Genomic DNA, 26,651 nt, shown 5'->3' with positions numbered 1-26,651 from the left:
GATGCGTCTGCCCACGGCCTTGATCGATCGTCTGCCCCCCTGGCTGGGCAGCCTGCCCGGCGCCCACCAGCGTCGCCGCGCCCTGATGGTGCTGGTGGCCGCGGGTCTGGTGCTGTTGTTGCGCTCCTGGTGGCCGCTGCTTCTGCTGCCCGGCTGGGTGGTGGGCGGCCTGCTGCTCTGGGCGGTGATCGAGTTGCTGCGCTGGGCCTGGTGGCCCCGGCGCTGGCGTTGAGTCGCCTTGAGGGTCCAGCGCTGGCGTTGAGTCGCTTTGGGGGCTCCGGCGGGTCGGCTTAGCCTCATCGCCAACCGAGCCGCCGCGATGCCCGATCTGCCCCCCCCGCCGGTGGGTCCCCCCCTGGGACCGGCCGTCGCGGGCTTCGGCACCGACGGCATCCGCGGCCGGGTGGGCACCCAGCTCACCCCCGCCCTGGCCCTGCAGGTGGGCTACTGGTGCGGCCAGGTGTTGCCGCCCCAGGGTCCGGTGGTGCTGGGCTCCGATTCACGCACCAGCGGCCCGATGGTGGTGGCGGCGCTGAGCGCCGGACTGAGCGCGGCCGGGAGGGAGGTCTGGGATCTGGGGCTCTGCCCCACCCCGGCGTTGCCCGGCACGATCCGGCGCCAGGGGGCGGCCGGTGGCCTGATGGTTTCCGCCAGCCACAACCCCCCCCACGACAACGGCATCAAGGTGTTCGGCGCCTCCGGCGCCAAGCTTGATCGCTCGCAGCAGCAGGCGATCGAGGCCGGCCTGCGGGGGGAGTCCAGCGCCGTGGTGGTCCCTCTGGCGGAGCTGAGCTGCGGCGCCTTGCGCGACCGCCGCGACCTGCTGAGCGACTACCGCGAGGCGCTGATCGCCAGCGCCTGTGGCCGGCAGCTGGAGGGGGCGAAGATCGTGCTCGACCTCTGCTGGGGCTCGGCCACGGCCTGCGGCGCCGAGGTGTTCGAGGCCCTGGGGGCCGACCTGACGGTGCTGCACGGTGTTCCCGATGGCCGCCTGATCAATGTGGGCTGCGGCAGCACCCACCTGGAGGCCCTGCGGCGGGCCGTGCTGGAGCGGGGGGCGGCGATGGGCTTTGCCTTCGATGGCGACGCCGACCGCATGCTGGCGGTGGACGGCCGGGGCCGGGTGGTGGATGGCGATCAGATCCTCTACCTCTGGGGCGGCGCCCTGCTGGAGGCGGACCAGTTGCCGGACAACCGGCTGGTGGCCACGGTGATGTCCAATCTGGGCTTCGAGCGGGCCTGGGAGCAGCGGGGTGGGGTGCTCGAGCGCACCGCCGTGGGCGATCAGTACGTCCATGCCGCCATGGAGAGCTCCGGCGCGGCCCTGGGCGGGGAGCAATCGGGTCACATCCTCTCGGCCCGCCACGGCATGAGCGGCGATGGGCTGCTCACGGCCCTGCAGGTGGCCACGCTGATCGCTGGCAGGGGAGGCTCCCTGGCCGACTGGCTGGACACCAGCTTCAGGCCCTACCCCCAGATCCTCTTGAACGTCACCGTTCCCGATCGCCAGCGGCGCCAGCAGTGGCAGAGCTGCGAACCCCTGCGCGCCGCCGTGGAGCAGGCCGAGGCCTCGATGGCGGGATCCGGACGGGTGCTGGTGCGGGCCAGTGGCACCGAGCCCTTGCTGCGGGTGATGGTGGAGGCCGCCCAGCAGCGGGAGGTGGAGCACTGGTCACGCCACCTGGCCGAGTTGGCCGATGCGAGCCTCAACCGCAGCTGAGCAGGGCAGCGGCCACCTGCAAGGCCCCCGCCAGGGCATCGCCCCTGGGTTCCCTGAGCCGTGCGGCGGGCAGGGCGCTCTGAAGTGCGGCCGCGAAACGGTCCCTCAGCTGATCGAGGTGCGTCAACGCCCCCCCCGTGGCGAACACCGCCGGGGCCGTGAGTTCCAGGCGCTCCGCCACCCCGCTGACCAGCTCCACCAGGGCGTTGGCGGAATGCTGCACGATGCGGGCCGCATCGGGATCACCGCCGGCCGCCAGCCGGTTCACGGCCGGGGCGAGGCGGGCAAAGCCGGCGGGCGCAAAGCCGGGCGCCACCACCTGGGCTTTGATCCACTGGCCCGTGATCGCGGCCCCGGTGATCCCCTCGGCGTCCGCCAGGGCCGCCCAGAGACGCGCGCGCAGGGCGCTCTCCGGCAGGCGCCCGTCGGCCATGCGCAGGCTCAGGGCCAGGCCATCGCGGCCCAGATCCATGGCTGATCCGGCCCCATCCAGTTGCCAGCCCCAACCGCCACAGCGGTGCTCGCGGCCCTGGCCGTCCTGCCCCAGGGCGATCGAGCCCGTGCCGCTGATCACCAGGATGCCGGCCCCGCGGCCGCAGGCCCCCAGCAGGGCCGTGCGCTCATCACCGCTGGCCCGCACCCGCTCGAGCGGCAGTCCAAGGGCGGTGGCGATCAGGGTCTGGCCTTGTTGCTCCAGGTCGGTGCCCGCTTCGATCCCGCTGGCGCCGGCGGCGGCGGCGCCCAGGGCCAGGGACGGCCTGGAGCCGTTCCCAAGGGCGGCGCGGGCGGCGCCGTAGCTCGTGCGCAGGGCGGCCAGAAAACGCTCCTCGCCGCCGCTGGCCGCAAGATGGCTGACCCCCGGACCCTCACCGCTGGCCACGGGCTGGATCCCGCCGTCTGCGGCCACCAGGGCAAGCCGGCAGCTGGTGTGGGTCTGGCCGGCGTCGAAGCCGGCGATCAGGTTGGCCATGGGCCCAGGTCGGCAAAGGAAGGCGGCGGGCCGCTCAGGTCTCCCGGGGTGAGCGGGCCGTGACCGCCAGGGTGGCCAGGCAGAACCAACCGCTGAGCTGCACCTCCGGGCGGAAGAAGATCGTGTCGGCGATGCCCTGCACCCCCAGGCCCGCGATCGCCGCCAGGGCCGCCAGGGCGGGCAGGGCGAAGGCCGCCTCTCCCTTGAGCTGAGCGAGGGCGAGGCGCACACTGGTCCAGAGCAAGCCCAGCACCGCCACCAGCCCGGGAAGGCCCCCTTCCACCAGCAGTTCCAGGGGCACCGAGTAGGCGCTCAGGGCGTTGAACTTGGGCTGCTGATACAGCGGATAGATCGCGTTGAAGGCCTTGTTGCCCGGGCCGATGCCCAGCCAGGGCCGGTCGTTGATCATTTCGATCACCGCATTCCAGACGTTCACCCGGAAGTTGTTGGAGCTGTCCTCGCGGCCCACCACAAGGCTGAGCAGACGAATCCGCAGCGGTTCCACCAGGGCGACTGCCACCACCAGGGCCGCCACCGCCAGCAGCAGCAGCAGCAGCGGCAGCAGGCGCCGCCAGAGGGGCGGCCAGTGGCGGGTGGCGCGCAGCACCAGCAGCAGGGCGATCACCCCGAGGGCGGCCACCATGCCAAGCCAGCCCCCACGGCTGTAGCTCAGGTAGGTGGCGGCGGTGCCCAGCACCAGGGAGATGAGGGCGAACAGGCGCGGGGCGGGCCTCTTCCAGCGCATCAGGGCCACCACCGCCAGGGGCAGGATCGGCAGCAGGTAGCCCGCCAGCAGGTTGGGGTTCTCCAGGGGTCCGTAGATGCGGATCGTGCCGTCGGCCACGGAGTTCGGGTCGGCCCAGCGGGCCAGTTCACCGGTGTCGCCGTAGAGCTGACGGATCCCGATCACAGCGGATGTCAGCTGGCCCGCCAGCAGGGCCGCCACGATCCGGTCCCACCAGATTGGCGCCTCCGCCAGCAGCTGGCGCATCAGCGCATAGACCCCCAGGTAGCTCACCAGCTTGAACAGCCCCTGCAGGGCTTCCTTGGGCACCGGCGAGAAGCCGGTGGCGAGCACGCTCACCCCGAGCGCCAGCAGCAGCCAGCCACTGATCGCTCCGATCGGTCCGGGCGGGGTGCGCAGGGCCCAGAGCACCCAGATCAACCCTGAGGACAGGATCAGCAGGCTCAGCCCACCGCGGGTGACCAGGGGCATGCCCGCCATCAGGGCGCAGAGCACCAGGCCGGCCACGGTGGGCAGCTGGCGGGCCAGGGGGCCAGGGGCGGATCCGGCCAGCAGCCCCTGCCAGCGCATCAGCCAAGGAACGGGAGCGGGAGCGGGGGACATTCAGGCGCCGGCTGGGACCACGGCGGCCGAAGCTGCCACGGGTAGGGCCGGATTATCGGCGGCCTCGCGCGCCGCCTCCAGGGTGGCCAGGTCGCAAAGGGGCTGGCCGTTGCGGCGGTAGAGCACCCGGTAGACGGGCAGGCCCTGGGCGAGCACGTGCCGTTCCCGTTCGGTGGCCACCGGCAGGGGGTTGTCCTGGCGCCAGGGACGGGGGTCGCCGGCGGGGCGATCGAACCAGCCGCTGGTTTCGCACAGGGTCACCATCGGCTCGATCACGGCAAGCACATCGCTTTGCAGGAACAGCTCTCCCGCCGTTTCGCCCCCCTCCAGGGCGGCGGCGAAGGCGCGCAGCAGCGCCGGCTGCAGCACCCGTCGTTTGTGGTGCCTTTGTTTGAACCAGGGGTCGGGGAACTGCACACTGATGCCCCGCAGCAGGCCGGCTGGCAAGGCCCCCAGCCAATCCTGGAGGCTGACATTGGCGTTGCAGAACAGGATGCGCAGGTTGGTCAGGCCCAGGGCGCGGCGATCCGCCTCAGCGGCCGTCACCAGAGGGCGGCGGATCTCCACGCCCAGAAAATTCCATTCCGGATGGCGCTGGGCGATCTCCAGCAGGAAGCGCCCGCGGCCGCAGCCCACATCCAGGTGCAGCGGTTGATCCGGAGCCGCGAACAACTCCACCGGGGGCGGCAGGACCAGGGGCTGCTGGTAGAGAAGGCCCAGGGGGTTGACGTGCTGGCGCACCATCGGCTCAGGGCTCCGGAGTGGGCTCGTTGACCAGAAAACCCCAGCTGGCGGTGTAGCCGTGCAGCTGGGTGCTGCCCGCCAGGGGGCCGATCTCGCCATTGCAGAAGGCACCGACGATCGGCAGACCCGCGAACAGCTCCCGGGCCACTCCCACATCCCCGTCGGGATGGCCGTAGAGACCCTGGCCCCGGCCCAGGCAGGCGAACAGCAGGGCCGCCAGCGGCTGCGGCGCCCGTTGCTGCTGGCGCATCAACAGCTGCTGGAGCTCCTGGCGGGAGGCGGCGGCATCCCGGAGCTGGAACTGCACCTGTTGGCCCACGCGCATGCGCTCCGCCACCGCCACGGCGCCATTGCGCGGATCGACGCCGATCAGGTTGCGCACCAGGAAGGCCGCTTCAGCCTCGCGGTCACCGTTCTCAAGGCCACCACCCTCGAGGCTGAAGGCGTTGCGGGCCACCCCCAGGAAGAGGGAATGGCGTGCCAGTTCCCGCTCGCTGGCGGTGAGGGATTCGAGGATCGTCTGCAGGCAGGCCACCGGTGTGTTGCGCTGGTCACCGGCACTGAGCTGCAGCACCACGTTCCGCTCCGCCCGCTCCACCTCGAAGACCGGCCCGATCGGCCGGCAGCCCTGGGCCACCACCGGATCCAGCCGCCAGGCCCCACCGATCAGACAGCCCACCGCGCCGGTGAGCACGCGGTCACCGAGGAACAGGGAGCCATGGTCGGCGCTGTGGTGACCGGCGATGCCACCCACCTTGGCCAGACCAGGAAAGGCGTAGTCGAGGCCATTGATCAGGTCGTTGAGGCCCGAGCTGGTCGGGTCCACGAACAGCAGCATTGAGCGGGCTGCGCCCGGGTCGGCCCCCACCCAGTCGATCCAGGGCTGGGCGGCCCCGTCCAGGTCGGGAAGCTTCTCGGTGTCGAGGGCGAAGGGCTGCAAGGCAACGCCGGGGAGCCGCAGCAGCGTCACCCCGAGGGCGCTCTGCTGCTCCAGCTCGTGGCTCGCTCCAGCGGCGTCGGTGACCACCACACCGGCCCCGGCGCAGCCGATCCAGTGGCGGGCGTGCAGGTGGGCGCGCAGCAGCGGCAGCAGCCGAGGCAGGTCGCTGGCGTAGCTGGTGGAGCAGAACACCAGGGCGAGGTCGGCGGGCCGCTCGGCGCTGAAGGCGCGGCTGTCGAGTTCGCGCACCACGGCCCCCACGGCCGCCTCCAGGGAGGCGTCGCTGGCGGTGGCGGTGCGGCAGAGGGCCGACTCACCATCCGGTCGCCACCAGGAAAGCAAGGGGAACGGAGCCATGGTCGGACCCTACTGCTGCAGGGCACAGCAGATAATGACGCCTTGTTGAACCAGCTCTGTGCCGGATCTGCTCTACCGCTCCCTGGTGTGGCTCGACTACCGCCTGGCGGTGGTGTTCACCCTCGGCCTGCCGTTGGTGCTGCTGATCTGGGCCGCCGTGCGCCGGGAGGGGGCGATGCTGCGCCTGCTGACCATCTACTGGAAGGTGGCCAGCCTGCTGGTGGTCACGGTGCTGCTGATGACCGACGGCAAGCCCCTGGGCTATCTGCTCGGGGTGGTGGCCCAGCTGCTGATCATCGCCTCGCTCTGGTTCTGGGTCGACATCAACGAGGAACTGGCTGATCTGCCCCCCTGGCGCCCGTTGCCGTTCACCGTTCGGGCCTGGCGCTGGGGGCTCACCCTGTTCGCCCTGATCGGAGCGGGTTTCAGCTCCACCGCCCTGGGCTGCGCCTGGGGTTCGGTGTCGCGGCCCGCCTGCCAGGTGTGGCTGGAGGCGCCCAAGGGGCTCAATGTGGGCCTGGCGCGGCTGTTCGATTTCGTCTTCGGGGCCGATTGGACCCCGTCCTTCGCGGTCTTCGTGGGTTACATGGGCCTGGTGGCCTACCTGGTGGGCCTGCTGCAGTGGCTGCTGGTGCGGCTGCCCAAGCAGGGGCGCGTGGCCGGGGAGTTCTGATGCTTGGGGCCCTGGAGGCGATCAGCCGCGAGCATCCCCATCGGGTGCTGCGCCTGCGGGGCACCCTGCCCGCGGCGGACGACGGGGCGAGCGAAGCCTTCGAGCTGCTGATCTTCCGGGGCTTCTCCAGCAGCGTCACCCATCCCACGGCCTTCGATCCTGACCAGCCGGCCCTGCCGGGGGCCGCAGAGATCACCGCGGCCGAGCTGCTGGAAGGCCCCCTGCGGCCTGGGGCGGAGCGAATTCTGGCGGGTCCCGTCGCAGCGGAGACGTTTCTCGATCCGGCGGCCTGGCGCTAGGGCCGCACGTCAGTCCGCCCCGCCGGCCAGCACCCCGACGCAGCGGCCGCAGAGCAGGGGATGGGCGGTGTGCTGGCCCACGTCGGGTTCGATGTGCCAGCAGCGCTCGCATTTGTGGCCTACCGCGCGGGCGATGCGCACGCTGAGGCCCGCTTCGGTGGCTTCGGCCAGGGGGTCGGCCAGGGGCTCACCGCCCACCTGCAGCTTCGACACCAGCAGCCAGTCGACCAGGTTGTCCACCTCCGGGTGGGCACTGGCCTCCAGCACCGCCAGGGCCACCCGCCAGGGCTCTCCCGCTGCGCCGGCAGCGGGCTCCAGCTGCACCCGTGCTTCCAGCGAGGAGCCGATTGCCCCCTGGGCGCGGGCGTCTTCCAGTTGGCGGTTCACCTGGGCGCGCAGCTCCCGCAGCGGTGTCACCGCCGCGCCGCCCTGATCATCGCTGCTCCGCCAACCGTCGGGCACCAGGGGCCAGCCTCGATCGAACACGGAACGCTCCGCCACCGGGTAGGGCAGGTTCTGCCAGATGTCCTCGGCCATGTGGCAGAGCACCGGTGCGATCAGTCCCGCCAGCCGTTCGACCACCAGGGCCAGCACCGTCTGGCAACTGCGGCGCCTGAACGCCGCCGCCCCGCTGACGTAAAGGCGGTCCTTGGCGATGTCGAGGTAGAAGTTGGAGAGGTCGACGACGCAGAAGTTCTGCAGCGCCTGGAAAAAGCGGTAAAACTCGAAGCTCTCGAAGTGACCGCCCACCTCATCGATCAGCTGGGCGGTGCGTTGCAGCATCCAGCGGTCCAGCAGGGGTAGGTCCTCGATCGCCACGGCATCACCGCCTTCGCTGACCGGTCGCGGGTCGAAGTCGTGCAGGTTGCCGAGCAGATAGCGAGCCGTGTTGCGCACCTTGCGGTAGACATCCGCCAGCTGCTTGACGATTCCCGGCCCCAGGGGCACGTCGGCGGAGTAGTCCACCGAACTCACCCACAGCCGCAGCACATCAGCGCCATAGGCAGGCTCCTGCTTCTCGTTCTTACCCCCCTCGACGAGCACCGCCGGATCGACGACGTTGCCCAGGGATTTGCTCATCTTGCGCCCCTTCTCATCGAGGGTGAAGCCGTGGGTGAGCACGCGCCGGTAGGGGGCACAGCCGTTGACGGCCACCGAGGTGAGCAGGCTGGATTGGAACCAGCCCCGGTGCTGGTCGGAGCCCTCCAGGTAGAGGTCGGCGGGGTAGTTGAGGCCCTCGCCCAGGCCACGGCCGTCGTGGAGGCCCCCGAGCACACCCGCCCAGGAGGAGCCGGAGTCGAACCACACATCCATGGTGTCGGTGCCCTTGCGCCACTGCTCCGCTTCGGCGGCCCGATCCGGCGGCAGCAGCTCGGCCTCGCCCCGCTCCCACCAGACATCGGAGCCGTGCTCGGCAATCAGTTGTTGCACGTGGGCGAGGCTGGCCTGATCGAGCAGCACCTCCCCGGTGCTGCGGTGATAGAAGACCGGGATCGGCACCCCCCAGGTGCGCTGACGCGAGATGCACCAGTCGCCCCGGTCGCGCACCATTGCCTCGATGCGGTTGCGGCCGCTGGCCGGCAGCCACTCCACCTGCTCGATCGCGGCGAGGGCCTGGGCACGGAAGCCCTCCACCGAGGCGAACCACTGTTCGGTGGCCCGGAAGATGGTCGGTTTCTTCGTGCGCCAGTCGTAGGGGTAGCGGTGGGCGTAGCGCTCCTGCTTGAGCAGGGCGCCGGCGGCCTCGAGGGCCTCGATGATCGTGCCGTTGGCGTCTTTGAGCACGTTGAGCCCCGCGAAGGGGCCGGCCTCTTCGGTGAGGGTGCCGGCCTCGTCCACCGGGCAGAGCACCGCCAGGCCGTACTTCTTGCCGGTGTTGAAGTCGTCGACGCCGTGGCCGGGGGCGGTGTGCACCAGCCCCGTGCCGGTTTCGGTGGTGATGTAGTCGCCTCCGAGCACCACCGGGCTGTGACGTTCCAGCAGCGGATGGCGGTAGTGGATCCCCTCGAGCTCGGCGCCCTTGAGGGAAACGATCGGCTCCAGTTCAAGGCCCAGCACGCCGCGAAGGCTCTGCACCAACTCAGCGGCCACGATCAGCTGGCGGGCTGATCCAGCGCCTGCGGCATCGCCCACCACCCGGCAGACGGCGTAGTCGAGGGCGCCGTTCACCGACACCGCCAGGTTGGCAGGCAGGGTCCAGGGGGTGGTGGTCCAGATGGCGACGGCGAGGGCACCGGCCTCGGTGGCGACGCCGGCAGCCGCCAGCTTTGAGCCCAGTGCCGCCGGCACCGACGTCACCGGAAAGGCCACGTAGACGCTGGGGGAGGTGTGGCCGTCGGGATACTCCAGCTCGGCCTCGGCCAGGGCGGTGCGGGAACTGGGGCTCCAGTGCACGGGTTTGAGGCCGCGGTAGATGTGACCGGCCAGCACCATGCGCCCGAACACCTCGATCTGGGCGGCTTCATAGGCCGGCTCCAGGGTCAGGTAGGGGCGCTCCCAGTCGGCCCAGATGCCCCAGCGCACGAAGCCCGTCCTCTGGATCGCCACCTGCTCACGGGCGTAGGCCTGGGCCTTTTCGCGCAGGGAGGTGGGGGTGAGCGCCTGGCGCTCGTCGCTGTTCAGGCTCTGGAGCACCTTGAGTTCGATCGGCAGCCCGTGGCAGTCCCAGCCGGGCACGAACCGGGCCCGCTTGCCTTGCAGCAGGGCGTGCTTGTTGATGATGTCCTTGAGGATCTTGTTGAGGGCGTGGCCCACGTGCAGGGCCCCGTTGGCGTAGGGGGGGCCGTCGTGGAGCGTGAAGGTCTCGCCGGGGTTCTCGCGGCTCAGCTGTTCGTACAGGCCCCACTCCGCCCACAGGGCCTGCAGTTCCGGCTCGCGCACCTTGGCGTTGGCCCGCATCCCGAACGGCGTCTGCAGCAGGTTCAGCGTGTCCTTGTAGGAGACCGGGCTGGCGGTCACGGCGCCGGAGGGCATCAACTGGGGATTATCGACCCTGGGGTGGGCAAGCCCCGCGTCCCGCCTCCCCACCGTTGTGGGCCTCGATCAGGGCATCGATGGCGGCAAAGGAACTCACCTCGACGGTGCCGGGCTCATGGCTGGTTTGCTGGTTCTGCTCGATGGCGGCGGCCGTGGGGGCAGCCTCCTCAACCTCCGCGGCCCCTGCACCGCTTTCGGTGTGCTCCGCGACCGGGGGCGCTTGAGCCCCGCCCGGCTCCGGCCGCACCCAGCGCTTGGTGGTGCTTTTCGGCTGGGGCGCGAGGGCCTGGCGCAGGCCGGAGGCCGCCTGGGCCCCCTGGCTCAGCAGCCGGGCCACGGTGGTGGCAAGTTCCGAGACGGCCGTCCGCCAGCGCTCGCTCGAGGCCAGCCGCTGTTGCTCCTCGGGGCTGAGTTGGCGCCAGCGCAGCTGCACCACCTCCGTGCCCAGTCGGCCGATCAGCAATCCGCCGCAGAGCACCGCCAGCATCGGCGCGCCCGTGAGCCGGTCGGCGCTGGTCACCAGCACCAGCCCCAGCAGCAGCACCACGGCGCCCCAGAAGGCATCACGGGGTCGGCTCAGCTCGGCGGTGAGCAGCGGCAGCAGAAGGGCCAGGACCCCCAACAGCAGCGCCAGGGTCCCACCGATGGTGGCAAGCATGGGAAAGCAGGCGGGTCGCAACCATTCTGAGCCGGTCCCTACAGTCGGGCCCTGCCCACCTGGCGGAATTGGTAGACGCGCTGGTTTTAGGTACCAGTGGCTTTGGTCGTGGGGGTTCAAGTCCCCCGGTGGGCATGGATCAGTTTCTCCTTATGGTGGTGCGTCGATTGGTTGGCAGGTGCGGCCCCGGGCAATGACGCAAGCTCTGCACCCCTCGCCTGATCAGCCCTTGGCCCTTGAGCACTCGCCCCACGCGCAGCGCTCGGTGCCGAGGGAGTTTCTGGATGCGCCGTCGACCTGGAATCCCACCGTGGGGCTGTTCCTGGGGGGCTATGCCCTGGCGGGTCTGACGATCTGGGGCTGGTTCGTGGGCGGCTGGCCCCTGCCGGCCTTGCTGGCCACTGGATTTCTGGCCTTGCACCTGGAGGGCACGGTGGTCCATGACGCCTGCCACAACGCCGCCCATCCCAGCCGTTTCGGCAACGCGCTGATGGGTCACGGCTCGGCCTTTCTGCTGGGGTTCAGCTTTCCGGTGTTCACCCGGGTGCATCTGCAGCACCACGCCCACGTGAACGATCCGAAGCACGACCCGGATCACATCGTCTCCACCTTCGGTCCGCTGTGGCTGATCGCTCCGCGCTTTTTCTATCACGAGGTTTTCTTCTTCCGGCGGCGCCTCTGGCGTCACAACGAGCTGCTCGAGTGGGGGATTGCGCGGGGTCTGTTCCTGACGATCGTGCTGGCCTCGATCAAATACGGCTTCATCGATTTCGTCTTCAATTGCTGGTTCGCCCCCGCCCTGATGCTCGGGGTGACCCTGGGGCTGTTCTTCGACTACCTGCCCCACCGGCCCTTCCAGTCGCGCAGCCGCTGGCACAACGCCCGGGTGTATCCCGGCCGGTTGATGAACATCCTGATCCTGGGTCAGAACTACCACCTGGTGCACCACCTCTGGCCCTCGATCCCCTGGTTCGAATACCAGGCGGCCTACCGGGCCACCAAGCCCCTGCTGGATGCGAAAGGCTCGCCCCAGCGGCTGGGGATCTTCGAGAGCCGCACCGACAGCCTCAACGTGCTCTACGACATCCTGCTGGGCATCCGCAGTCACCGGCGGCGGCGCAGCAAGCTGCGCCCGCTGGCCGCGCTGATGCCGACCTTCCGCTCCCGTCGCCACGTGCTGGAGCTGCTGCATCGCACGGCCGTCTCGCCCCTGCGCTGAACGGGCCTGGAACGTGCTCCCCCCCCCGGGGCCTCAGTCGGCCAGGATCTTCGGTACCCGAAAGAAGTCCCCTTCCCGCTGGGGCGCCTGCTCCAGCAGCTCCTCACGCACCGGAGTTGGCACAACCAGATCCTCGCGGGTGGTGTTGACCACCTCCACGGCCCGGGTGGTGGGGGGCACACCGGTGGTGTCCACCTGCTCCAGCAGAGCCACGTAGTCGAGGATCCGCTCCAGCTGAGTGGTGTAGGTGGCGATCTTCTCCTCAGGGATGTCGAGGCGGGCCAGTTGGGCCACCTTGCGTACGTCGTCGGCGGTGATCTTGCTCATGGAACCTCAGGGCCCGCGCCAGGGGGCCGGCAGCTGCTGGCGAACCTAATCGGCGGCGGCGGGGTCATCGCTCAGAAAGGCCTCCAGATCGGCCGTCAGCGCGGTGGCGGCCTCATCGAGAAAGCGCGCCCCAGCGGCCGCTGAGGCCAGATAGGGATCGGAGCCCATGCGCCCATCGGGGTGGCGACGCCGGAAATCCTCCGGTCCGTGGATCGGCCCGGCCGGTGCCGGCTCCGGCAGGGGGCGTTGCTTGGCCTCCAGGCTGGGCTCCAGGTGCAAGGTGAGGGCGATTTCGCTGGGGGTGGCGTGGTGTCCCTCGCGCTCGCCGTAAAGCTCCCGTGCCGTGTGCATCACCGGGCCGGCCATGAACCAGTTGGCCAGCTTGCAGCGCAGCCGATCCGCGTTGGACAGGCCGCGACTGGCGGCGCTGGCATGGGCCTGGGCAAAGGCCGCCCGGGCGGTGGCGATGTTGCCGCCGTGGCCGTTGATCACATAGATGCGCTCGAAGCCGTGCCGCGCCAGGGACAGCACCACATCGTGGAGCAGGGCCAGCAGGGTGGAGGGTTGGAGGCTGATCGTGCCGGCGAAGCCCAGGTGGTGTTCGGCCATGCCGAAGGCCTGGGTGGGGGTCACCAGCACGCCGGTGCGGCGGCCCACCTCCAGGGCCACCGCCTCGGCGGTGAGGGCATCGGTGCCGATGGCGCCGGTGGGGCCGTGCTGCTCGGTGGAGCCCAGGGGCACGATCACCCCCTTGTGGCGCTCCAGGTAGGACTCCACCTCGGGCCAGCTGCGCAGTTGGAGGCGGATCGTTTCGGTGCTGGAGGGCAGAGAGGGTTCGGGCACGGCAGGTGTGGGGAGCGCGCGGCTGAATCGGGCGCGAATCAGTCCATCATCCCTAGGATCAGATCCGACCGGACTGGATCCGGACGGAGCCGTGCAGGCGCCGGAGGCCCCATGCTTCACCGCAAGCTCCATCGCTTCTGCTGCGAGAAGCGCCCGGTGTGGGTGTTCCTGCGGGACCAGCAGCGCTGGATTGAAAAGGCCCTCGTCGTCGAGCTCGAAGGGGACCTGGTCACCCTGCGCTACGACGCCGAGGAGGACGACGAGCTGCACAGCTGGGAGGAAAGCGTGCGGCTTGATTCGATCGGTGCCGTGAGCACCCGGCTGGCCTTCTTCAGCCGCACGGCCCTGGCCGAGGATCTGGAGACGGCCGAAGACTGCCCGGAATCAGAGCAGCTGCGCAGCCAGGGCTGAGCGCAGGTAATCGGGCGCCGATCAGCAGGCTCCGATCAGTGGGCCGTGCCGTTGCCGTCGTAGTCGTCGGTGTCGTAGTAGCCGCCCCTGGTGCCGAAGTAGACCGTGGCCAGCACGAACAGGCCGCTGCCGGCCAGCAGCACCGTGCCGAGATTGAAGCCGGAGAGGGCGAGAGACACAGAACCTGTAGCGAGGTCACCCCATTCTGGCCCCCACCAGGGGCTGCGGCGGCCCCCCTGGGGTCGGCCTCAGTAGGGGCGGTACGACTTCTCCTCGATCAGGGCTGAACCATGGCGCTCGTTGAGCTGCCGCTTCAGTGCCGCCCGCCGGTCGTTGGTGACATACACGGCACGGGCCAGGGCGATGAAGGCGTCACCGAAATCCTGCCGGCGTTCCTGCTCACGGATCTCGTCTTCGATCCTCCAGAGCTCCAGGTTCACCGCCTTGAGCGCCCCAAGCAAGGCCGGATCGATCGCCAGGCCACTGGCGGCCAGGGTGGCGTTCAGCAGCGCCAGTTCCCGCTCCACATTGGTTTTCCCCGCCCCACCGAGACGCTCGGCCTTGATCTCCAGGATCGTGATCTTGTCGATCAGTTCGCCGATGGAGACGGGAATCGTGATCAGGGCGGGATCAGGAGCTCCCATGCCGATGGCTCCGGGCGCAAGCATCATGGCCCCGTGAGTCGTTCCATCCCCGCCGCTGCTGAACAGGCGCTGCCGCTGGCCTTCTTCGAGCGTGCCGCCGAGCAGGTGGCGCCCGAGCTGGTGGGCTGCCTGCTGGTGCGCCGGCTCGCCACTGGTGACCATTGCTGGGGTGTGGTGGTGGAAACCGAGGCCTATGACCAGAGCGAACCGGGCTGCCACGGCCACCGTCGCCGCTCACCAGGCAATGAGACGCTGTTCGGAGCGCCCGCCCGCTTCTACGTTTACGTGAGTTACGGGATCCATCACTGCGTGAACGTGGTGACCGCCCACAGCGACTGGGCCAGCGGCGTTCTGCTGCGGGCCATTGCCCTGCCGGAGGGGGGTGAGCGCCGCGCCGCAGGCCCCGGTCTGCTGGCGCGCTGGTTCGGCTTCGATCGCTCCCATGACGGGCTGCCGGCCACGCTGGCCAGTGGCCTCTGGCTGGCCCCCCGCACCGCAGGGTTGCCGCAGCCCCTGGATCTGGTGCAGACCACGCGGATCGGGGTCTCCCGGGGCCAGGAGTTGCCCTGGCGCTGGTACCTGCGGGCGAGCCGGAGTGTCAGTCGCCGCGCTCCGGGGGATCGTCCCCCAGCCCCCTCCCAGGCCTGGAGTGTTCAGGGGGCCATGAACCCATGAGCCGCTGGAGCCACCGCCATGTGCTCGATCTGGCGGCGTTCAGCCGAGACGATTTCGCCACCGTGCTGGAGCTGGCCCAGCGCTTCCGCAACCTGCCGAGCAGCGGCTCCCGCCGGCTGCCGGCCCTGCAGGGGCGTCTGGTGGTGTCCCTGTTTTTCGAAGCCAGCACCCGCACCCGCAGCAGCTTCGAGCTGGCGGCCCGGCGCCTCTCCGCCGATGTGCAGAGTTTCGCTCCCGCCTCCAGCTCCCTCAGCAAGGGGGAGAGCCTGCTGGACACCGCCCGCACCTATGTGGCGATGGGGGCCGATGTGCTCGTGGTCCGCCATCGCTGCGCCCATGTGCCCGCCAGCCTGGCCCGGGCCCTGGAGGCCAGCGGCGAGCGGGTGGCGGTGCTCAACGGCGGCGACGGACTCCACAGCCACCCCAGCCAGGGGTTGCTGGATCTGTTCACCCTGGCGCGTCACTTCGCCCCTGACGAGCCCACCCTTGAGGCCCTCTCGGGTCGCCGGATCGTGATCGTGGGGGACGTGCTCCATTCCCGCGTCGCCCGCTCCAACCTCTGGGCGCTGACGGCCTGCGGCGCCGAAGTGGTGCTCTGTGGTCCGGCCACCCTGCTGCCGGAGTCCTTCGCCGCCTTCGTCGAGGCGCCGCCGCCCGGTCAGGCCGAGGATCCGGTGAGCGGCCGCGGTCGGGTGCGGATCGAGCGTGAGCTGGAGAGGGCCTTGGAGGGAGCTGATGCGGTGATGACCCTCCGCCTGCAGAAGGAGCGCATGCACCAGCACCTGCTCACCAGCCTGGACACGTACCACCGCCAGTTTGGGCTCGACCATGCCCGCCTGGCACGCCTGCGTCCGTCGGTGCCGGTGCTGCACCCTGGGCCTGTGAACCGGGGCGTGGAACTCAGTGGCGCCCTGCTGGAAGACCCCGAGCGCAGCCTGGTGGAGGAGCAGGTGCGCAATGGCATCCCGGTCCGCATGGCCCTGCTCTATCTGCTTGCCGCCGCCGATCAGGAGAGCAGCAGGGAACCGCGCTGACGGGCTCAGAGCAGCTTGAAGCCCTCCAGTAGCAGCCCGTAAAGCAGGCCGATCCGGGCCATGTCAAGCAGTTGCAGAGTGAGGGGATCTCCTCCCGCCTGCAGCAGGGGCCGACGCAGGCGGATGGCAGACTCCACCAGGACCACAGACACCAGGGCCGCCACGGGATCGAGCAGGGCCAGGGCTCCGGTGATCGTGGCAACGGCATTGCCGCAGGCGAAGGCGCTCAGCAGCACGATCAGCAGCAGAGAGGCACGCCGCCAGGGGTTCTGAGCCCAGCGCTGCAGCCGTTGGCCCGATCGGGCCAGGCTCAGGTGCAATCGGGTCTGCTGCGCTCGAACCACGACCCTGGGTGGGAAGAGGGGGCAGGACAGCCCCCAGGATGATCCCCATCACCCGGCCCGGTGCCCTGCCGGCCCTTGTCTACACCATTTCTGGCGTACTGGTGGCCTTCCTCCACCACAGATAGGGGATTCCAATAAAACAGCCCGGGCGAAGCCCGGGCCGGAATGATGGGGACAGCTGCAGAAAAGCCTGGGGGTCTCGCTCAGGCAAGCCGTCAGATGCGGCCGGATTTGTCAAGGGCTGGACGGACGCTTTCAGCCGTCGGCATCCTTGTTCTTGCGGGAGCCCTTGCCCTCGAGCAGTTCCAGCAGCGCTTCCATCTGGGCCATCACACCCCGCACCTCACCGGCCTCCGGCAGCAGCCCGTCGTCCATCACGCCCTGGTGCATCTCGCGCAGCTCCTGACGGATGTAGCGCAGATGGCTGACCACCTGTTCGCGCTTGGACTGCGACATGGAGAAACGGAGCCTCGATCGACCTCTCTTTTACCCCATCGCCGTCCCGGGCCGTTTTGCTGTCGCCCCAACGCCTTCGGCAGGGACCTTCACTTCTGGCCGAACTGACGCTTGGCTGATTCGTAAAAGCTGACGTAAATCAGCTCCAGGCCGGCGTCGCCGGCGAGGGCCTCGATGCGCCGGCGAACCGCCGGACGGACGAAGAAGGGGATCTCCTTGAGCTTGATTTCCGCTTCGGGGGTCCACGGCATGGGCTTTGAGCTGGTCGCATGGGGTGGATCAAAGGATCTCAGCTGGCCGCTGGAAAACCCAGGGGGGCCGACCTTCGCCGGTTTCGGTGCTCACCGCTCCTCCGCAAGGGCATGCTTCCCGATCGCGGAGCCGCCTGGGACGGCGAGGTCTCCCACCTGCACCCGAATCGGCACCTATGGCCGATCCGAAGGCCAGGATTGGGGAGCGCCTCAAGACGGCGATACGTCCCTCGGCCACTGGGTTGTGCGGTCGCTCAGATGGAGAATAGGGGACTCGAACCCCTGACCTCTGCAGTGCGATTGCAGCGCTCTACCAGCTGAGCTAATTCCCCCTGGGCGAAACTTATCACTGAAAACTCACGCCCTCCCGCCTTGGTGGACCCCACTGCCGACTCCTCGGTCCAGATCACCCCTGAGCTCCTGGAGGCGTTCGACGAAGCGGCCACAGCTGAGTTGGCTCAACGTCTTGATGAGGACGACTACCCCACCCCGTTCGGAGCGCTCCAGGACTGGCACCTGATGCGGGCGCTGGCGATCCATCGCCCGGAGCTGGCCCGGCCCTACGTCCACCTGGTGGACCAGGAACCCTTCGATGAGGAGTGAGGCCGAAGGCCCCATCCCGCCACCGGCCGACCCCCTCGCCGGTCGGCGCATCCTGGTGGCGATCACCGGCAGCATCGCGGCGGTGAAACTGCCCTTGGTGGTCAGTGCCCTGGCCCAGCGCGGGGCCGTGGTGCGCTGCGTGCTCACCCCCAGCGCCGAGCGGCTGGTGAGCCCGGTGGCCCTGGCCAGCCTCAGCCGCCAGCCGGTGCTGCTGGACGCGGATCAATGGAGCCACCGGGCGCCGCGGCCGCTGCACATCGAACTGGCGGAGTGGGCCGAGCTGATCCTGCTGGCGCCCCTGAGTGCCACCAGCCTCGCTCGCTGGGTTCATGGCCTCGGAGACACCCTGCTGGCCAGTGTGTTGCTGGCGGCCGAAGCCCCGGTGCTGGCCGCCGCCGCGATGAATACCGCCATGTGGGGCGCCCCCGCGGTGGGGGCCAACTGGCAGGCGCTGCAGGGATTCGATCGGGTGCTGCCCCTGGGGCCCCAGGCCGGCCTGCTGGCCTGTGATCGCCGCGGAGAGGGCCGTATGGCCGAACCCGAGGCGCTGCTGCTGGCCCTGGAATCATTGGCGGTCTGGGGCTGGCGCCGCGACTGGTGCGGCCGGCGCCTGCTGGTGACGGCCGGACCCACCCGGGAGCATCTGGACCCCGCCCGCTGCCTCACCAACCCCAGCACCGGGCGCATGGGGGTGCTGCTGGCCCAGGCCGCTCGCCTGCGGGGGGCCGAGGTGGATCTGGTCCATGGCCCCCTGGCTGTGGAGCCCGCCTGGCTCGATGGATTGGTCTGCCATCGGGTGGACTCAGCGGCCCAGCTGCAGGAGCGCCTGCACCAGCTGCAGCCGGGGGCCGATGCGATCGCCATGGCCGCCGCCGTGGCGGACCACCGGCCCGCCCAGCCCCTGGCTGAAAAGATGGATAAGGGATCCCTGGCGGCGGCCCTGGCCCAGGGCTGGCAGGAGGTGCCCGATCTGCTGATCGAACTGGTGGCCCGGCGCCCGGCTGGTCAGCGGCTGTTGGGATTTGCCGCCCAGAGCGGTGATCTGCTCTCCCAGGCGCGGGAGAAATACCTCCGCAAGGGCTGCGATCTGCTCTTCGCCAATCCGATCGATCGCCCCGGTGCCGGCTTCGGCTCCGCCTTCAACCAGGGCTGGCTGCTGGGTCCAGGCGGGCGGGAGCAGGCGATCGAACCGGCCACCAAGCTGGCGGTGGCCCACCGGCTGCTCTCGGCCCTGGGGGCGCTGCTGCCGGCCTGAGCTCAGGCCGGCAGGGGGCTGTCTTCGTCTGCGGGCTCCCGGTTGAGCAGATCCATGAACGTGCGCAACTGCAGCCGCGGGATGTAGGGCCAACCGCCGCTGCGCTCCATGCTCTGCAGCAGATCGAACAGGCGCTCGCGATGTTCCGGCAGGCTGGTACGAAAGGGTCCGTCCTGGATGGAGCGGTGCAGCCCTTCGAGCTGGCGCAGCAGGGTCAGCAGGGCATAGGAGTCGGAGGCGCGCTCCTGGGCCAGGTTGTCAATGGCTTCCAGCAGGGGTCCCAGCTGGGACTCGAGGCTGTCGTCGAGGCTGTTGGGGGCGGTCGGCGGGTGGCCTGCGGTGGTCATGAAATGGGGGCGGCAAGCTCCCGCATGGCGGGTTGTTGAGAGCCGCGACATGCTACGCGGAATCACGTTTTTGGACCTGTAGGATCCCGCTCGGGCGCACCCCGATTAGAGGTTTTCTCCTGCCTGTGCGGCTCCCCCCCCACCATGCGTTTCCGTCCCTTGCTGGCCCTCGCGCTGGCGCTCTGTCTCACCCTGGTCACCGCCTGTGGCGGGGGTGCCAAGGCCGTCGAACGGGCCAACGTCACCTACGACGACATCGTGAACACCGGTAAGGCCAATGATTGCCCGACCCTTCCCGATTCCGCTCGCGGTTCCATCCCCCTCACGTCCGGCAGCCGTTATCAGCTGCGGGAAATCTGCCTCCATCCCACCGAGGTGTTCGTCAAGGGCGAACCGGCCAACAAGCGCCAGGAAGCCAAGTTCGTGGCCGGCCGGATCCTCACCCGCTTCACCTCCAGCCTCGATCAGGTCTATGGCGACCTGAGCGTCAACGCCGACACGCTCTCCTTCAAGGAGCTCGGTGGGATCGACTTCCAGCCGATCACCGTGCTGCTCCCCGGCGGCGAAGAAGTGACCTTCACCTTCTCGAGTAAGGAGCTTGTCGCTGAGGCCCAGGGCTCTGCCCTGAGCACCAGCACGGATTTCTCGGGGCCCTTCCGTGCCCCCAGCTACCGCACGAGCAACTTCCTTGATCCCAAGGGCCGTGGTTTGACCACCGGTGTCGAGTACGCCCAGGGCCTGGTTCCCGCCGGGGATGAGTTCAGAAGCGAGAGCATCAAGCGCTATGTCGATGGCACCGGCACCATGGAGTTCTCGATCACCAAGGTCGACCCGGCCACGGGTGAGTTTGCGGGCGTGTTCACCGCGGTTCAGCCCTCTGACACCGACATGGGCACCAAGAAGGCCGTCGATGTGAAGATCACCGGCCAGCTCTATGGCCGCCTCGAGCAGGGCTGATCGGCCCTCCCACAGGTGCTCAAAAGGGGGCCCTTGGGCCCCCTTCTTCATGGGCGCCCGCGTCGGACGGGCCCCCATGGGGCAGGGGTGAGAGACGTCCCACCGCCTCGCCAGCGGTCGTTCTGGGAGAATCCCCTGATGGCCTCCAACCGTTCGCCCTCGACTCGATGATCGCCACCGCCAGCCCAGGCCGCTCCCACGATTTGATCGCCCCCCACGGCGGTGTGCTGGTTGACCTGCGCTTGCCGGACGACCGTTGGGAGGAGCTCAGGGCGGGGGTGGATCACACCCTCGAGTGCTCCGACCGCAACGCCTGCGATGTGGAACTGCTGCTGGTGGGTGGCTTCTCGCCCCTGGGCGGCTTCATGCACCAGGAAGACTATGAATCGGTGGTCGAGCAGCACCGCACCAGCTCGGGCCTGCTGTTCGGCCTGCCGATCGTGATGGACACCAACGACGCCCGCCTCGGCGTCGGCGATCGCTTGTTGCTCACCTACCGGGGCCAGGACCTGGCGGTGATGACCGTCGAGAGCCGCTGGGAGCCTGACAAGCCCGCCGAGGCGCTGGGCTGCTACGGCACCACCTCGATCGAGCACCCGGCGGTGCGCATGATCATGGCCGAACGCGGCCGCTACTACCTGGGCGGATCGCTCCAGGGGCTTGAGCTGCCCAAGCGCGTCTTCCCCTGCCGCACCCCCGCCGAGGTGCGCGCCACCCTGCCTCCGGGGGAAGACGTGGTGGCCTTCCAGTGCCGCAATCCGATCCACCGCGCCCACTACGAGCTGTTCACCCGCGCCTTGCACGCCAGCAACGTCAGCGCCGATGCGGTGGTGCTGGTGCACCCCACCTGCGGCCCCACCCAGGGGGATGACATCGCCGGTGAGGTGCGTTTTCAGACCTACGAGCGCCTGGCGGCAGAGGTGGCCAATCCGCGCATCCGCTGGGCCTACCTGCCCTACTCGATGCACATGGCCGGGCCGCGGGAGGCGCTCCAGCACATGATCATCCGCAAGAACTACGGCTGCAGCCACTTCATCATTGGCCGCGACATGGCCGGCTGCAAATCCTCGATCAGCGGCCAGGATTTCTACGGCCCCTACCAGGCCCAGGATTTTGCCCGCGACCACGCCCCCGAACTGGGCATGGAGACGGTGCCGTCCTTGAACCTGGTGTACACGGAGGAGGAGGGCTATGTCACCGCCGAGCACGCCGAGGCCCGGGGGTTGCATGTGAAGAATCTGAGCGGGACCCAGTTCCGAAAGCTGCTGCGCAGCGGTGAAGCGATTCCGGAATGGTTCGCCTTCCGTAGCGTGGTGGAGGTGCTGCGGGCCGCCTGAGGTCCTGAGCGCCGGTTAACATTCCTTTACCTTTTTAGAGCGGAGATCGCAACGTGAAGAAGCGGTGGCGCAATGCCGGTCTGTATGTGCTGCTGGCGGTCGTGATGATCGCCATCGGCACGGCCTTCCTGGACCGGCCCGATCCAGCCACCGCCCCGCGCGTGCTGCGGTACAGCGACTTCGTCGAGGCGGTCACCGACAACCAGATCGCCCGGGTGCTGATCTCTCCGGATCGGGGCACCGCCCAGGTGGTGGAGAACGGCGGCCAGCGGGCCGTGGTCAACCTGGCCCCCGACAAAGACCTGCTCAAGCTGCTCACCGACCACAACGTCGACATCGCCGTGCAACCCAACCGCGAGCCGGCGGCCTGGCAGCAGGCCGTGGGCAGCCTGCTGTTCCCGTTGCTGTTGCTGGGGGGCTTGTTCTTCCTGCTGCGCCGGGCCCAGGGGGGCGGCGGCAACCCGGCGATGAGCTTCGGCAAGAGCAAGGCACGGGTGCAGATGGAACCTCAGACCCAGGTCACCTTCGGTGATGTGGCCGGCATCGAGGGGGCCAAGCTTGAGCTCACGGAGGTGGTCGATTTCCTCAAGAACCCCGACCGCTTCACCGCCGTCGGGGCCAAGATTCCCAAGGGTGTGCTGCTAGTGGGCCCCCCCGGCACCGGTAAGACTCTGCTGGCCAAGGCGGTGGCCGGCGAGGCGGGGGTTCCCTTCTTCTCCATCTCTGGGTCTGAGTTCGTGGAGATGTTCGTGGGTGTGGGTGCCAGCCGCGTGCGCGATCTGTTCGAGCAGGCCAAGAAGAACGCCCCCTGCATCGTCTTCATCGATGAGATTGACGCCGTCGGTCGTCAGCGGGGCGCGGGCCTGGGTGGCGGCAACGACGAACGGGAGCAGACCCTCAACCAGCTGCTCACCGAGATGGATGGCTTCGAGGGCAACAACGGCATCATCATCGTGGCGGCCACGAACCGCCCGGATGTGCTCGATTCGGCTCTCCTGCGGCCCGGGCGCTTTGACCGTCAGGTGGTGGTCGACCGGCCCGATTTCGCCGGACGCCTCCAGATTCTCGGCGTTCACGCCAGGGGCAAGACCATGGCCAAGGATGTCGACCTCGAGCGGGTCGCCCGCCGCACCCCCGGCTTCACCGGCGCTGACCTCTCCAACCTGCTCAATGAGGCGGCGATCCTGGCCGCCCGCCGCCAGCTCACCGAGATCTCCATGGATGAGGTCAACGACGCCATCGAGCGGGTGATGGCGGGTCCCGAGAAGAAGGACCGGGTGATGAGCGAGAAGCGCAAGCGGCTGGTGGCCTACCACGAGTCGGGCCATGCCCTGGTGGGGGCCCTGATGCCTGACTACGACCCGGTTCAGAAGATCAGCATCATTCCCCGTGGTCAGGCCGGCGGCCTCACCTTCTTCACCCCCAGCGAGGAGCGGATGGAATCCGGCCTCTACTCACGCTCCTATCTGCAGAACCAGATGGCCGTGGCCCTCGGCGGCCGGGTCGCCGAGGAGCTGATCTACGGCGAGGACGAGGTCACCACCGGTGCCTCCAACGACCTGCAGCAGGTGGCCCGGGTGGCCCGCCAGATGGTCACCCGCTTCGGCATGAGTGACCGCCTCGGCCCGGTGGCCCTGGGCCGCACCCAGGGGGGTATGTTCCTCGGCCGCGACATCGCCGCCGAGCGTGACTTCTCCGAGGACACCGCCGCTGCGATCGACGATGAGGTGTCCGTGCTGGTGGCCCAGGCCTACAAGCGCGCCAGGGAGGTGCTCTCGAACAATCTGCCGGTGCTTGACGAACTCGCTGATCTGTTGGTGGAGAAGGAAACGGTGGATGCAGAAGAGCTTCAGGAGCTGCTGATCAACCGAGACGTGAAGGTGGCTGAGTACGTCTGAGTCGGCACCGCTGCTGAGCTCCCTGCGGAGTCAGCCCCTGCTGGCGGTACTGCGCTCACCACAGCCCCTCGCGCTCGTGGACCGGGTGGCCCAGCTCAATGGGCTGGGCCTGCGCCATGTGGAGATCGCCTTCAGCGCCCACCCGGCCTGGGCCGAGCAATGCCGTGAACTGCAGTTGCGCTTTCCGCAGGTGCTGTTCGGTGCGGCCTCCGTGCGCTCAGCAGAGGCCCTGGCCAGCGTCGCCGAAGCCGGCCTTGGCTATGCCATGGCTCCTGTGCTCGAGCCGACGCTGATCGAGCAGGCCGGGGATCTCGGCATCCTCCTGGTGCCCGGGGTGATGACCCCCACCGAGGTGCACCAGGCGATCACCCTGGGCTGCGCCCTGGTCAAGCTGTTCCCCGCCGCCAGCGTTGGAGCCACCTACTGGCGATCACTCCTGGGGCCGATGGGGCCGTTGCCGTTCTGCATCGCTGCCGGTGGCCTGAGGGTCGTCGACGTGCCGGAGTGGTTGCGGCAAGGGGTGGATGCGGTCGCCCTTGGTCAGGGTCTCTTTGCCGATCCCCTGGATGGCGCGGCCCAGGAGCCGTTGCTCGATCCCCGCCTGGGCGAACTGATGCGGGGGCTTGAGGAGGGCCAGAAGCCTCCCAGGGGGGAGAAGATTTCACGCTGATCGCAACCGCTGCGGTTGTCGATCAGTTGTCAACTCTGAGTCCAGGTGTTAGTTATACGTCAGCCTCGTCACGTACATGTCCCAGATCACCATCAAGCTCAGCGATAAGGCCGACGCCCTGATTGCCCAGCTTCAGAAGGAAATTTTCAACCGGCGTCGCAAGAAGGTCTCTGCCGCCGGGGTGATCGAAACCCTCGTCGAGAGCGGTGCCAAGTCACAGTCCGACAAGCGCTTCGCCACCTCCTGGACCAACCTGGTCGCCGACATCGAAAAGGCGGCGAAGGTCGCCGATGCCCATGGCAGCAAGCCCGCCAACCTCACCGACGCTGAGTGGGCGATTGTGCTCAGCCACCGCACCCGCTCCGGTGGGGCCGCCAGGCCGTCGGCTCGCAAGGCTCCTCTCGCCAAAGCCAAAACCAAGCCGACCGCCAGCAAAGCAGCGGCCAAGCCCTCCGCCGCCAAGTCCACCCGGGCGAAGCCAACCGCCACCAAGACGGCGAAAGCGAAGTTGACGACCACCAGGACCAGCGCCGCCAAAGCGGCGGTCACCAAGACCGCCACCGCGCCGTCGGCGCTCAAGAAGCCTGCCGCCCGCAAAGCCACCTCCACCAAAGTCACCACGACCAAAGCAACGGCTTCCAAGGCAACCGCTTCCAAAGCAACCATGACCAAGCCCGCCGCCGGCAAGACGACAACCCGCAAAACAGCCACAGCCAAGCCCGCTGCCGCCAAGACCGCCCCGGCCAAGACCTCTCCGGCCAAGACCCCCCGGCCAAGACCGTAGGCAAGCCTGGGGCTGCCGCCAAGTCCACGGCCAAGACCGCTCCGCGCAAGGCCAGCCGTTCCTCGGTGGCCCAGCGCATGGCCAAGGCGGTCACCCGACTGGGCAGCACCGGTGCGGCCCCGAGCCCCAATGGCGTCACCGCCGCCAAGATCACGGCGCCCCCTGCTGAGTGAAGGCCTTCAGGCCCGTCTGTTCAGGTGCAATGGCCGGCGGCGATCACCAGAGACTGCACTGACCCTGCTGCCTCAGCAGGTGGTCCGCCAACACCAGGGCCACCATCGCCTCCACCATCGGCACCGCTCGAGGCAGAACACAGGGATCGTGGCGTCCCCTGGCTTCGAGCGTCATCGCTTCACCGGCGGCATTGATCGTTTGCTGGGCCTTGCGAATCGTGGCCGTGGGTTTGAAGCCCACCCGCAGGCGGATCTCCTCGCCGTTGCTGATGCCCCCCTGGATGCCGCCGGAGTTGTTGCTGGCGGTGTGCAGGCGGCCGTCGTCGCTGGGCAGGAAGGCATCGTTGTGTTCACTGCCCTTGAGCAGGGTGCCGCCGAAACCCGAGCCGATCTCAAACCCCTTGGTGGCCGGCAGCGACATCAACGCCTTGGCCAGGTCGGCCTCGAGCTTGTCGAACACCGGCATGCCCAGACCCACCGGGGGCCGCCGGACCACGCATTCGATCACGCCGCCGCAGGAGTCGCCTTCCCGGCCGATCGCCTCGATGCGCTCGATCATCTGATCGGCCACGGCGGCATCAGGGCAGCGCACAATCGTGGCCTCCACCGCCTCGCGGCTCACGGCAGCGGCGTCGATCGCCGCCTCGATGGTGTGGATGCGCTGCACCCAGGCGATCACCTCCGTGCCATGGGCTTTGGCCAGGAGCTGGCGGGCGATGGCGCCGGCGGCGACGCGTCCAATCGTTTCCCGGGCCGAGGCGCGGCCGCCGCCGCTGCTGGCCTGAATGCCGTACTTGGCCTGGTAGGTGGCATCGGCATGGGAGGGCCGGAAGGCGATCTGCATCTCCCTGTAGTCGCCAGGGCGCTGGTCCTTGTTGCGCACCATCAGGGCGATCGGCGTGCCCAGGGTGACCCCGTCCAGCACACCGCTGAGGATCTCGACGCGGTCGTCCTCCTTGCGGGGGGTGGTGATCTTGCTCTGGCCGGGTTTGCGGCGATCGAGTTCGGCCTGGATGGCGCCGAGATCGAGTTCCAGCCGGGGCGGGCAGCCATCGACGATCACACCGACACCGCCGCCGTGGGATTCACCGAAGGTGCTGATGCGAAAGAGCTGCCCGAAGCTGCTGCCCATGGCTGAATCCCGTTGGCTGGAGCCTACAAAGTCGGGGCTGTCAGGGAGCGCGGCGGTTCCGCTCCCCTGCGGCCCATGAAAAAGCCCCCTCTCTCGAGGGGGCCATGCCATCAACCGATAGAGGTCGCGTTGCGAATCAACCGATCGCCGGGGCGGTCAGCGCCACGGGGGTGGCGGTGGCGGCCGCCAGGTCAAGCGGGAAGTTGTGAGCGTTGCGCTCGTGCATCACTTCCATGCCCAGACCAGCGCGGTTCACCACATCAGCCCAGGTGTTGATCACGCGGCCTTGGCCGTCGAGGATCGACTGGTTGAAGTTGAAACCGTTCAGGTTGAAGGCCATCGTGCTCACGCCAAGGGCGGTGAACCAGATGCCGATCACGGGCCAGGCAGCCAGGAAGAAGTGCAGGCTGCGGCTGTTGTTGAACGAGGCGTACTGGAAGATCAGGCGACCGAAGTAGCCGTGGGCGGCCACGATGTTATAGGTCTCCTCTTCCTGGCCGAACTTGTAGCCGTAGTTCTGGGACTCGCTTTCGGTCGTCTCACGCACCAGCGAGCTGGTCACCAGCGAGCCGTGCATGGCCGAGAACAGGCTGCCGCCGAACACAC

Annotated in this window: 30 protein-coding genes, 2 tRNA genes and 1 pseudogene; 16 read left to right on the top strand and 17 right to left on the bottom strand. The window is 68.9% G+C overall.

Features of this window, described 5'->3' with window-relative positions; translation table 11 throughout:
• The first annotated feature begins 1 nt into the window (after position 1).
• Both KBZ13_RS08690 and glmM read left to right on the top strand, forming a co-directional pair.
• Complete coding sequence (locus KBZ13_RS08690) at positions 2-232, top strand: hypothetical protein (RefSeq protein ID WP_255008287.1); 231 nt, start codon at positions 2-4, stop codon at positions 230-232.
• 87 nt (positions 233-319) lie between these two features.
• Positions 320-1,720: a phosphoglucosamine mutase gene (gene glmM, locus KBZ13_RS08685; RefSeq protein ID WP_255008285.1), complete on the top strand. Its 1,401-nt coding sequence runs from the start codon at positions 320-322 to the stop codon at positions 1,718-1,720.
• On the opposite strand, the gene KBZ13_RS08680 is transcribed toward glmM, so the two are convergent.
• Genes KBZ13_RS08680 through KBZ13_RS08665 form a run of 4 tightly spaced genes read right to left on the bottom strand, consistent with a single transcriptional unit; the run spans position 1,707 to position 6,079 of the window.
• A complete protein-coding gene (locus tag KBZ13_RS08680) occupies positions 1,707-2,690 on the bottom strand; it encodes an N-acetylglucosamine kinase (protein ID WP_255008283.1) in 984 nt (327 codons plus the stop codon). The genes glmM and KBZ13_RS08680 overlap by 14 nt on opposite strands.
• Before the next feature lie 34 nt (positions 2,691-2,724).
• Positions 2,725-4,038 (bottom strand): IctB family putative bicarbonate transporter, encoded by a 1,314-nt coding sequence (locus tag KBZ13_RS08675; protein ID WP_255008282.1) that lies wholly within the window; start codon positions 4,036-4,038, stop codon positions 2,725-2,727.
• Positions 4,039-4,782: a tRNA (guanosine(46)-N7)-methyltransferase TrmB gene (gene trmB / locus KBZ13_RS08670; protein ID WP_255008280.1), complete on the bottom strand. Its 744-nt coding sequence runs from the start codon at positions 4,780-4,782 to the stop codon at positions 4,039-4,041. It lies immediately after the preceding gene.
• Between the two features lie 4 nt (positions 4,783-4,786).
• Positions 4,787-6,079, bottom strand: coding sequence for an FIST N-terminal domain-containing protein (locus KBZ13_RS08665; protein ID WP_255008278.1), 1,293 nt, complete (start codon positions 6,077-6,079; stop codon positions 4,787-4,789).
• Between the two features lie 58 nt (positions 6,080-6,137).
• On the opposite strand from KBZ13_RS08665, the gene KBZ13_RS08660 reads away from it, so the two are divergent.
• Both KBZ13_RS08660 and KBZ13_RS08655 read left to right on the top strand, forming a co-directional pair.
• Positions 6,138-6,752, top strand: a complete 615-nt coding sequence (locus KBZ13_RS08660) for a DUF3177 family protein (protein ID WP_255008277.1) — start codon at positions 6,138-6,140, stop codon at positions 6,750-6,752.
• Positions 6,752-7,051, top strand: coding sequence for a hypothetical protein (locus KBZ13_RS08655; protein WP_255008275.1), 300 nt, complete (start codon positions 6,752-6,754; stop codon positions 7,049-7,051). Before KBZ13_RS08660 ends, KBZ13_RS08655 begins: the two co-directional genes overlap by 1 nt.
• Positions 7,052-7,060: 9 nt before the next feature.
• Here the strand turns inward: KBZ13_RS08655 and ileS are convergent, their stop codons facing one another.
• Positions 7,061-10,009, bottom strand: coding sequence for an isoleucine--tRNA ligase (gene ileS, locus KBZ13_RS08650; protein WP_255008273.1), 2,949 nt, complete (start codon positions 10,007-10,009; stop codon positions 7,061-7,063).
• A gap of 25 nt (positions 10,010-10,034) precedes the next feature.
• On the bottom strand, positions 10,035-10,685 hold the full coding sequence (locus KBZ13_RS08645) for a Ycf66 family protein (RefSeq protein ID WP_255008271.1): 651 nt from the start codon (positions 10,683-10,685) through the stop codon (positions 10,035-10,037).
• A gap of 53 nt (positions 10,686-10,738) precedes the next feature.
• On the opposite strand from KBZ13_RS08645, the gene KBZ13_RS08640 reads away from it, so the two are divergent.
• Positions 10,739-10,820: transfer RNA gene (locus KBZ13_RS08640), tRNA-Leu, on the top strand.
• A gap of 58 nt (positions 10,821-10,878) precedes the next feature.
• The gene (gene crtR, locus KBZ13_RS08635; RefSeq protein ID WP_255008269.1) at positions 10,879-11,904 is read left to right on the top strand and encodes a beta-carotene hydroxylase; all 1,026 of its coding nucleotides are present in this window, start codon (positions 10,879-10,881) and stop codon (positions 11,902-11,904) included.
• 33 nt (positions 11,905-11,937) lie between these two features.
• Here the strand turns inward: crtR and gatC are convergent, their stop codons facing one another.
• Positions 11,938-12,231: an Asp-tRNA(Asn)/Glu-tRNA(Gln) amidotransferase subunit GatC gene (gatC, locus tag KBZ13_RS08630; protein WP_255008267.1), complete on the bottom strand. Its 294-nt coding sequence runs from the start codon at positions 12,229-12,231 to the stop codon at positions 11,938-11,940.
• Between the two features lie 45 nt (positions 12,232-12,276).
• Positions 12,277-13,074 (bottom strand): creatininase family protein, encoded by a 798-nt coding sequence (locus KBZ13_RS08625; RefSeq protein WP_255008266.1) that lies wholly within the window; start codon positions 13,072-13,074, stop codon positions 12,277-12,279.
• A 111-nt stretch (positions 13,075-13,185) separates the two neighbouring features.
• On the opposite strand from KBZ13_RS08625, the gene KBZ13_RS08620 reads away from it, so the two are divergent.
• Complete coding sequence (locus tag KBZ13_RS08620; protein ID WP_255008264.1) at positions 13,186-13,485, top strand: DUF6679 family protein; 300 nt, start codon at positions 13,186-13,188, stop codon at positions 13,483-13,485.
• 35 nt (positions 13,486-13,520) lie between these two features.
• Here KBZ13_RS08620 and KBZ13_RS08615 read toward each other — a convergent pair whose 3' ends face one another.
• Positions 13,521-13,664, bottom strand: a complete 144-nt coding sequence (locus KBZ13_RS08615; protein ID WP_255008262.1) for a hypothetical protein — start codon at positions 13,662-13,664, stop codon at positions 13,521-13,523.
• 69 nt (positions 13,665-13,733) lie between these two features.
• Positions 13,734-14,129 (bottom strand): DUF6165 family protein, encoded by a 396-nt coding sequence (locus tag KBZ13_RS08610; RefSeq protein WP_255008260.1) that lies wholly within the window; start codon positions 14,127-14,129, stop codon positions 13,734-13,736.
• A 33-nt stretch (positions 14,130-14,162) separates the two neighbouring features.
• On the opposite strand from KBZ13_RS08610, the gene KBZ13_RS08605 reads away from it, so the two are divergent.
• Entirely contained in the window at positions 14,163-14,804 is a 642-nt protein-coding gene (locus KBZ13_RS08605; protein ID WP_255008258.1) for a DNA-3-methyladenine glycosylase, read from the top strand.
• Positions 14,801-15,838 (top strand): aspartate carbamoyltransferase catalytic subunit, encoded by a 1,038-nt coding sequence (locus tag KBZ13_RS08600; RefSeq protein WP_255008256.1) that lies wholly within the window; start codon positions 14,801-14,803, stop codon positions 15,836-15,838. The genes KBZ13_RS08605 and KBZ13_RS08600 overlap by 4 nt, the downstream gene beginning before the upstream one ends.
• A gap of 5 nt (positions 15,839-15,843) precedes the next feature.
• Here the strand turns inward: KBZ13_RS08600 and KBZ13_RS08595 are convergent, their stop codons facing one another.
• From KBZ13_RS08595 to KBZ13_RS08580, 4 genes are all read right to left on the bottom strand, one after another.
• Positions 15,844-16,182 (bottom strand): DUF565 domain-containing protein, encoded by a 339-nt coding sequence (locus tag KBZ13_RS08595; protein ID WP_255008255.1) that lies wholly within the window; start codon positions 16,180-16,182, stop codon positions 15,844-15,846.
• Positions 16,183-16,437: 255 nt separating this feature from the next.
• Positions 16,438-16,638 carry a hypothetical protein gene (locus KBZ13_RS08590; RefSeq protein ID WP_255008253.1) on the bottom strand — a complete coding sequence of 67 codons (201 nt, stop codon included), beginning with the start codon at positions 16,636-16,638 and terminating at the stop codon, positions 16,438-16,440.
• Between the two features lie 89 nt (positions 16,639-16,727).
• Positions 16,728-16,889, bottom strand: a complete 162-nt coding sequence (locus KBZ13_RS08585) for a PCP reductase family protein (protein WP_255008251.1) — start codon at positions 16,887-16,889, stop codon at positions 16,728-16,730.
• Positions 16,890-17,148: 259 nt separating this feature from the next.
• A tRNA-Ala gene (locus KBZ13_RS08580) sits at positions 17,149-17,221 on the bottom strand.
• Between the two features lie 43 nt (positions 17,222-17,264).
• Here KBZ13_RS08580 and KBZ13_RS08575 point away from each other — a divergent pair.
• Entirely contained in the window at positions 17,265-17,492 is a 228-nt protein-coding gene (locus tag KBZ13_RS08575) for a DUF2555 domain-containing protein (protein WP_255008249.1), read from the top strand.
• Positions 17,482-18,747 carry a bifunctional phosphopantothenoylcysteine decarboxylase/phosphopantothenate--cysteine ligase CoaBC gene (gene coaBC, locus KBZ13_RS08570; protein WP_255008248.1) on the top strand — a complete coding sequence of 422 codons (1,266 nt, stop codon included), beginning with the start codon at positions 17,482-17,484 and terminating at the stop codon, positions 18,745-18,747. Before KBZ13_RS08575 ends, coaBC begins: the two co-directional genes overlap by 11 nt.
• A 2-nt stretch (positions 18,748-18,749) precedes the next feature.
• Here the strand turns inward: coaBC and KBZ13_RS08565 are convergent, their stop codons facing one another.
• Positions 18,750-19,094, bottom strand: coding sequence for a hypothetical protein (locus KBZ13_RS08565; protein ID WP_255008246.1), 345 nt, complete (start codon positions 19,092-19,094; stop codon positions 18,750-18,752).
• A gap of 144 nt (positions 19,095-19,238) precedes the next feature.
• Here KBZ13_RS08565 and KBZ13_RS08560 point away from each other — a divergent pair, with 144 nt between their 5' ends.
• From KBZ13_RS08560 to KBZ13_RS08540, 5 genes are all read left to right on the top strand, one after another.
• Positions 19,239-20,051 (top strand): photosystem II manganese-stabilizing polypeptide, encoded by an 813-nt coding sequence (locus KBZ13_RS08560; RefSeq protein ID WP_255008244.1) that lies wholly within the window; start codon positions 19,239-19,241, stop codon positions 20,049-20,051.
• A gap of 167 nt (positions 20,052-20,218) precedes the next feature.
• The gene (gene sat, locus KBZ13_RS08555; RefSeq protein WP_255008242.1) at positions 20,219-21,388 is read left to right on the top strand and encodes a sulfate adenylyltransferase; all 1,170 of its coding nucleotides are present in this window, start codon (positions 20,219-20,221) and stop codon (positions 21,386-21,388) included.
• Between the two features lie 53 nt (positions 21,389-21,441).
• On the top strand, positions 21,442-23,286 hold the full coding sequence (ftsH3, locus tag KBZ13_RS08550; protein WP_255008241.1) for an ATP-dependent zinc metalloprotease FtsH3: 1,845 nt from the start codon (positions 21,442-21,444) through the stop codon (positions 23,284-23,286).
• Positions 23,273-23,956, top strand: a complete 684-nt coding sequence (locus KBZ13_RS08545) for a bifunctional 4-hydroxy-2-oxoglutarate aldolase/2-dehydro-3-deoxy-phosphogluconate aldolase (RefSeq protein WP_255008720.1) — start codon at positions 23,273-23,275, stop codon at positions 23,954-23,956. Before ftsH3 ends, KBZ13_RS08545 begins: the two co-directional genes overlap by 14 nt.
• Before the next feature lie 76 nt (positions 23,957-24,032).
• On the top strand, positions 24,033-24,740 hold the full coding sequence (locus KBZ13_RS08540; protein WP_255008239.1) for a hypothetical protein: 708 nt from the start codon (positions 24,033-24,035) through the stop codon (positions 24,738-24,740).
• A gap of 216 nt (positions 24,741-24,956) precedes the next feature.
• Here KBZ13_RS08540 and aroC read toward each other — a convergent pair whose 3' ends face one another.
• Positions 24,957-26,045, bottom strand: a complete 1,089-nt coding sequence (gene aroC / locus KBZ13_RS08535) for a chorismate synthase (protein WP_255008237.1) — start codon at positions 26,043-26,045, stop codon at positions 24,957-24,959.
• A 136-nt stretch (positions 26,046-26,181) separates the two neighbouring features.
• A pseudogene (locus tag KBZ13_RS08530) lies at positions 26,182-26,651 on the bottom strand (photosystem II q(b) protein); the annotation flags it as partial.

Origin of the sequence: Cyanobium sp. ATX 6F1 (assembly GCF_024346315.1) — a bacterium.
Taxonomy (GTDB): Bacteria; Cyanobacteriota; Cyanobacteriia; order PCC-6307; family Cyanobiaceae; genus ATX-6F1.
The sequence above is the reverse complement of the archived record's forward strand: the minus strand, read 5'-3'. Positions and strand labels throughout refer to the sequence as shown.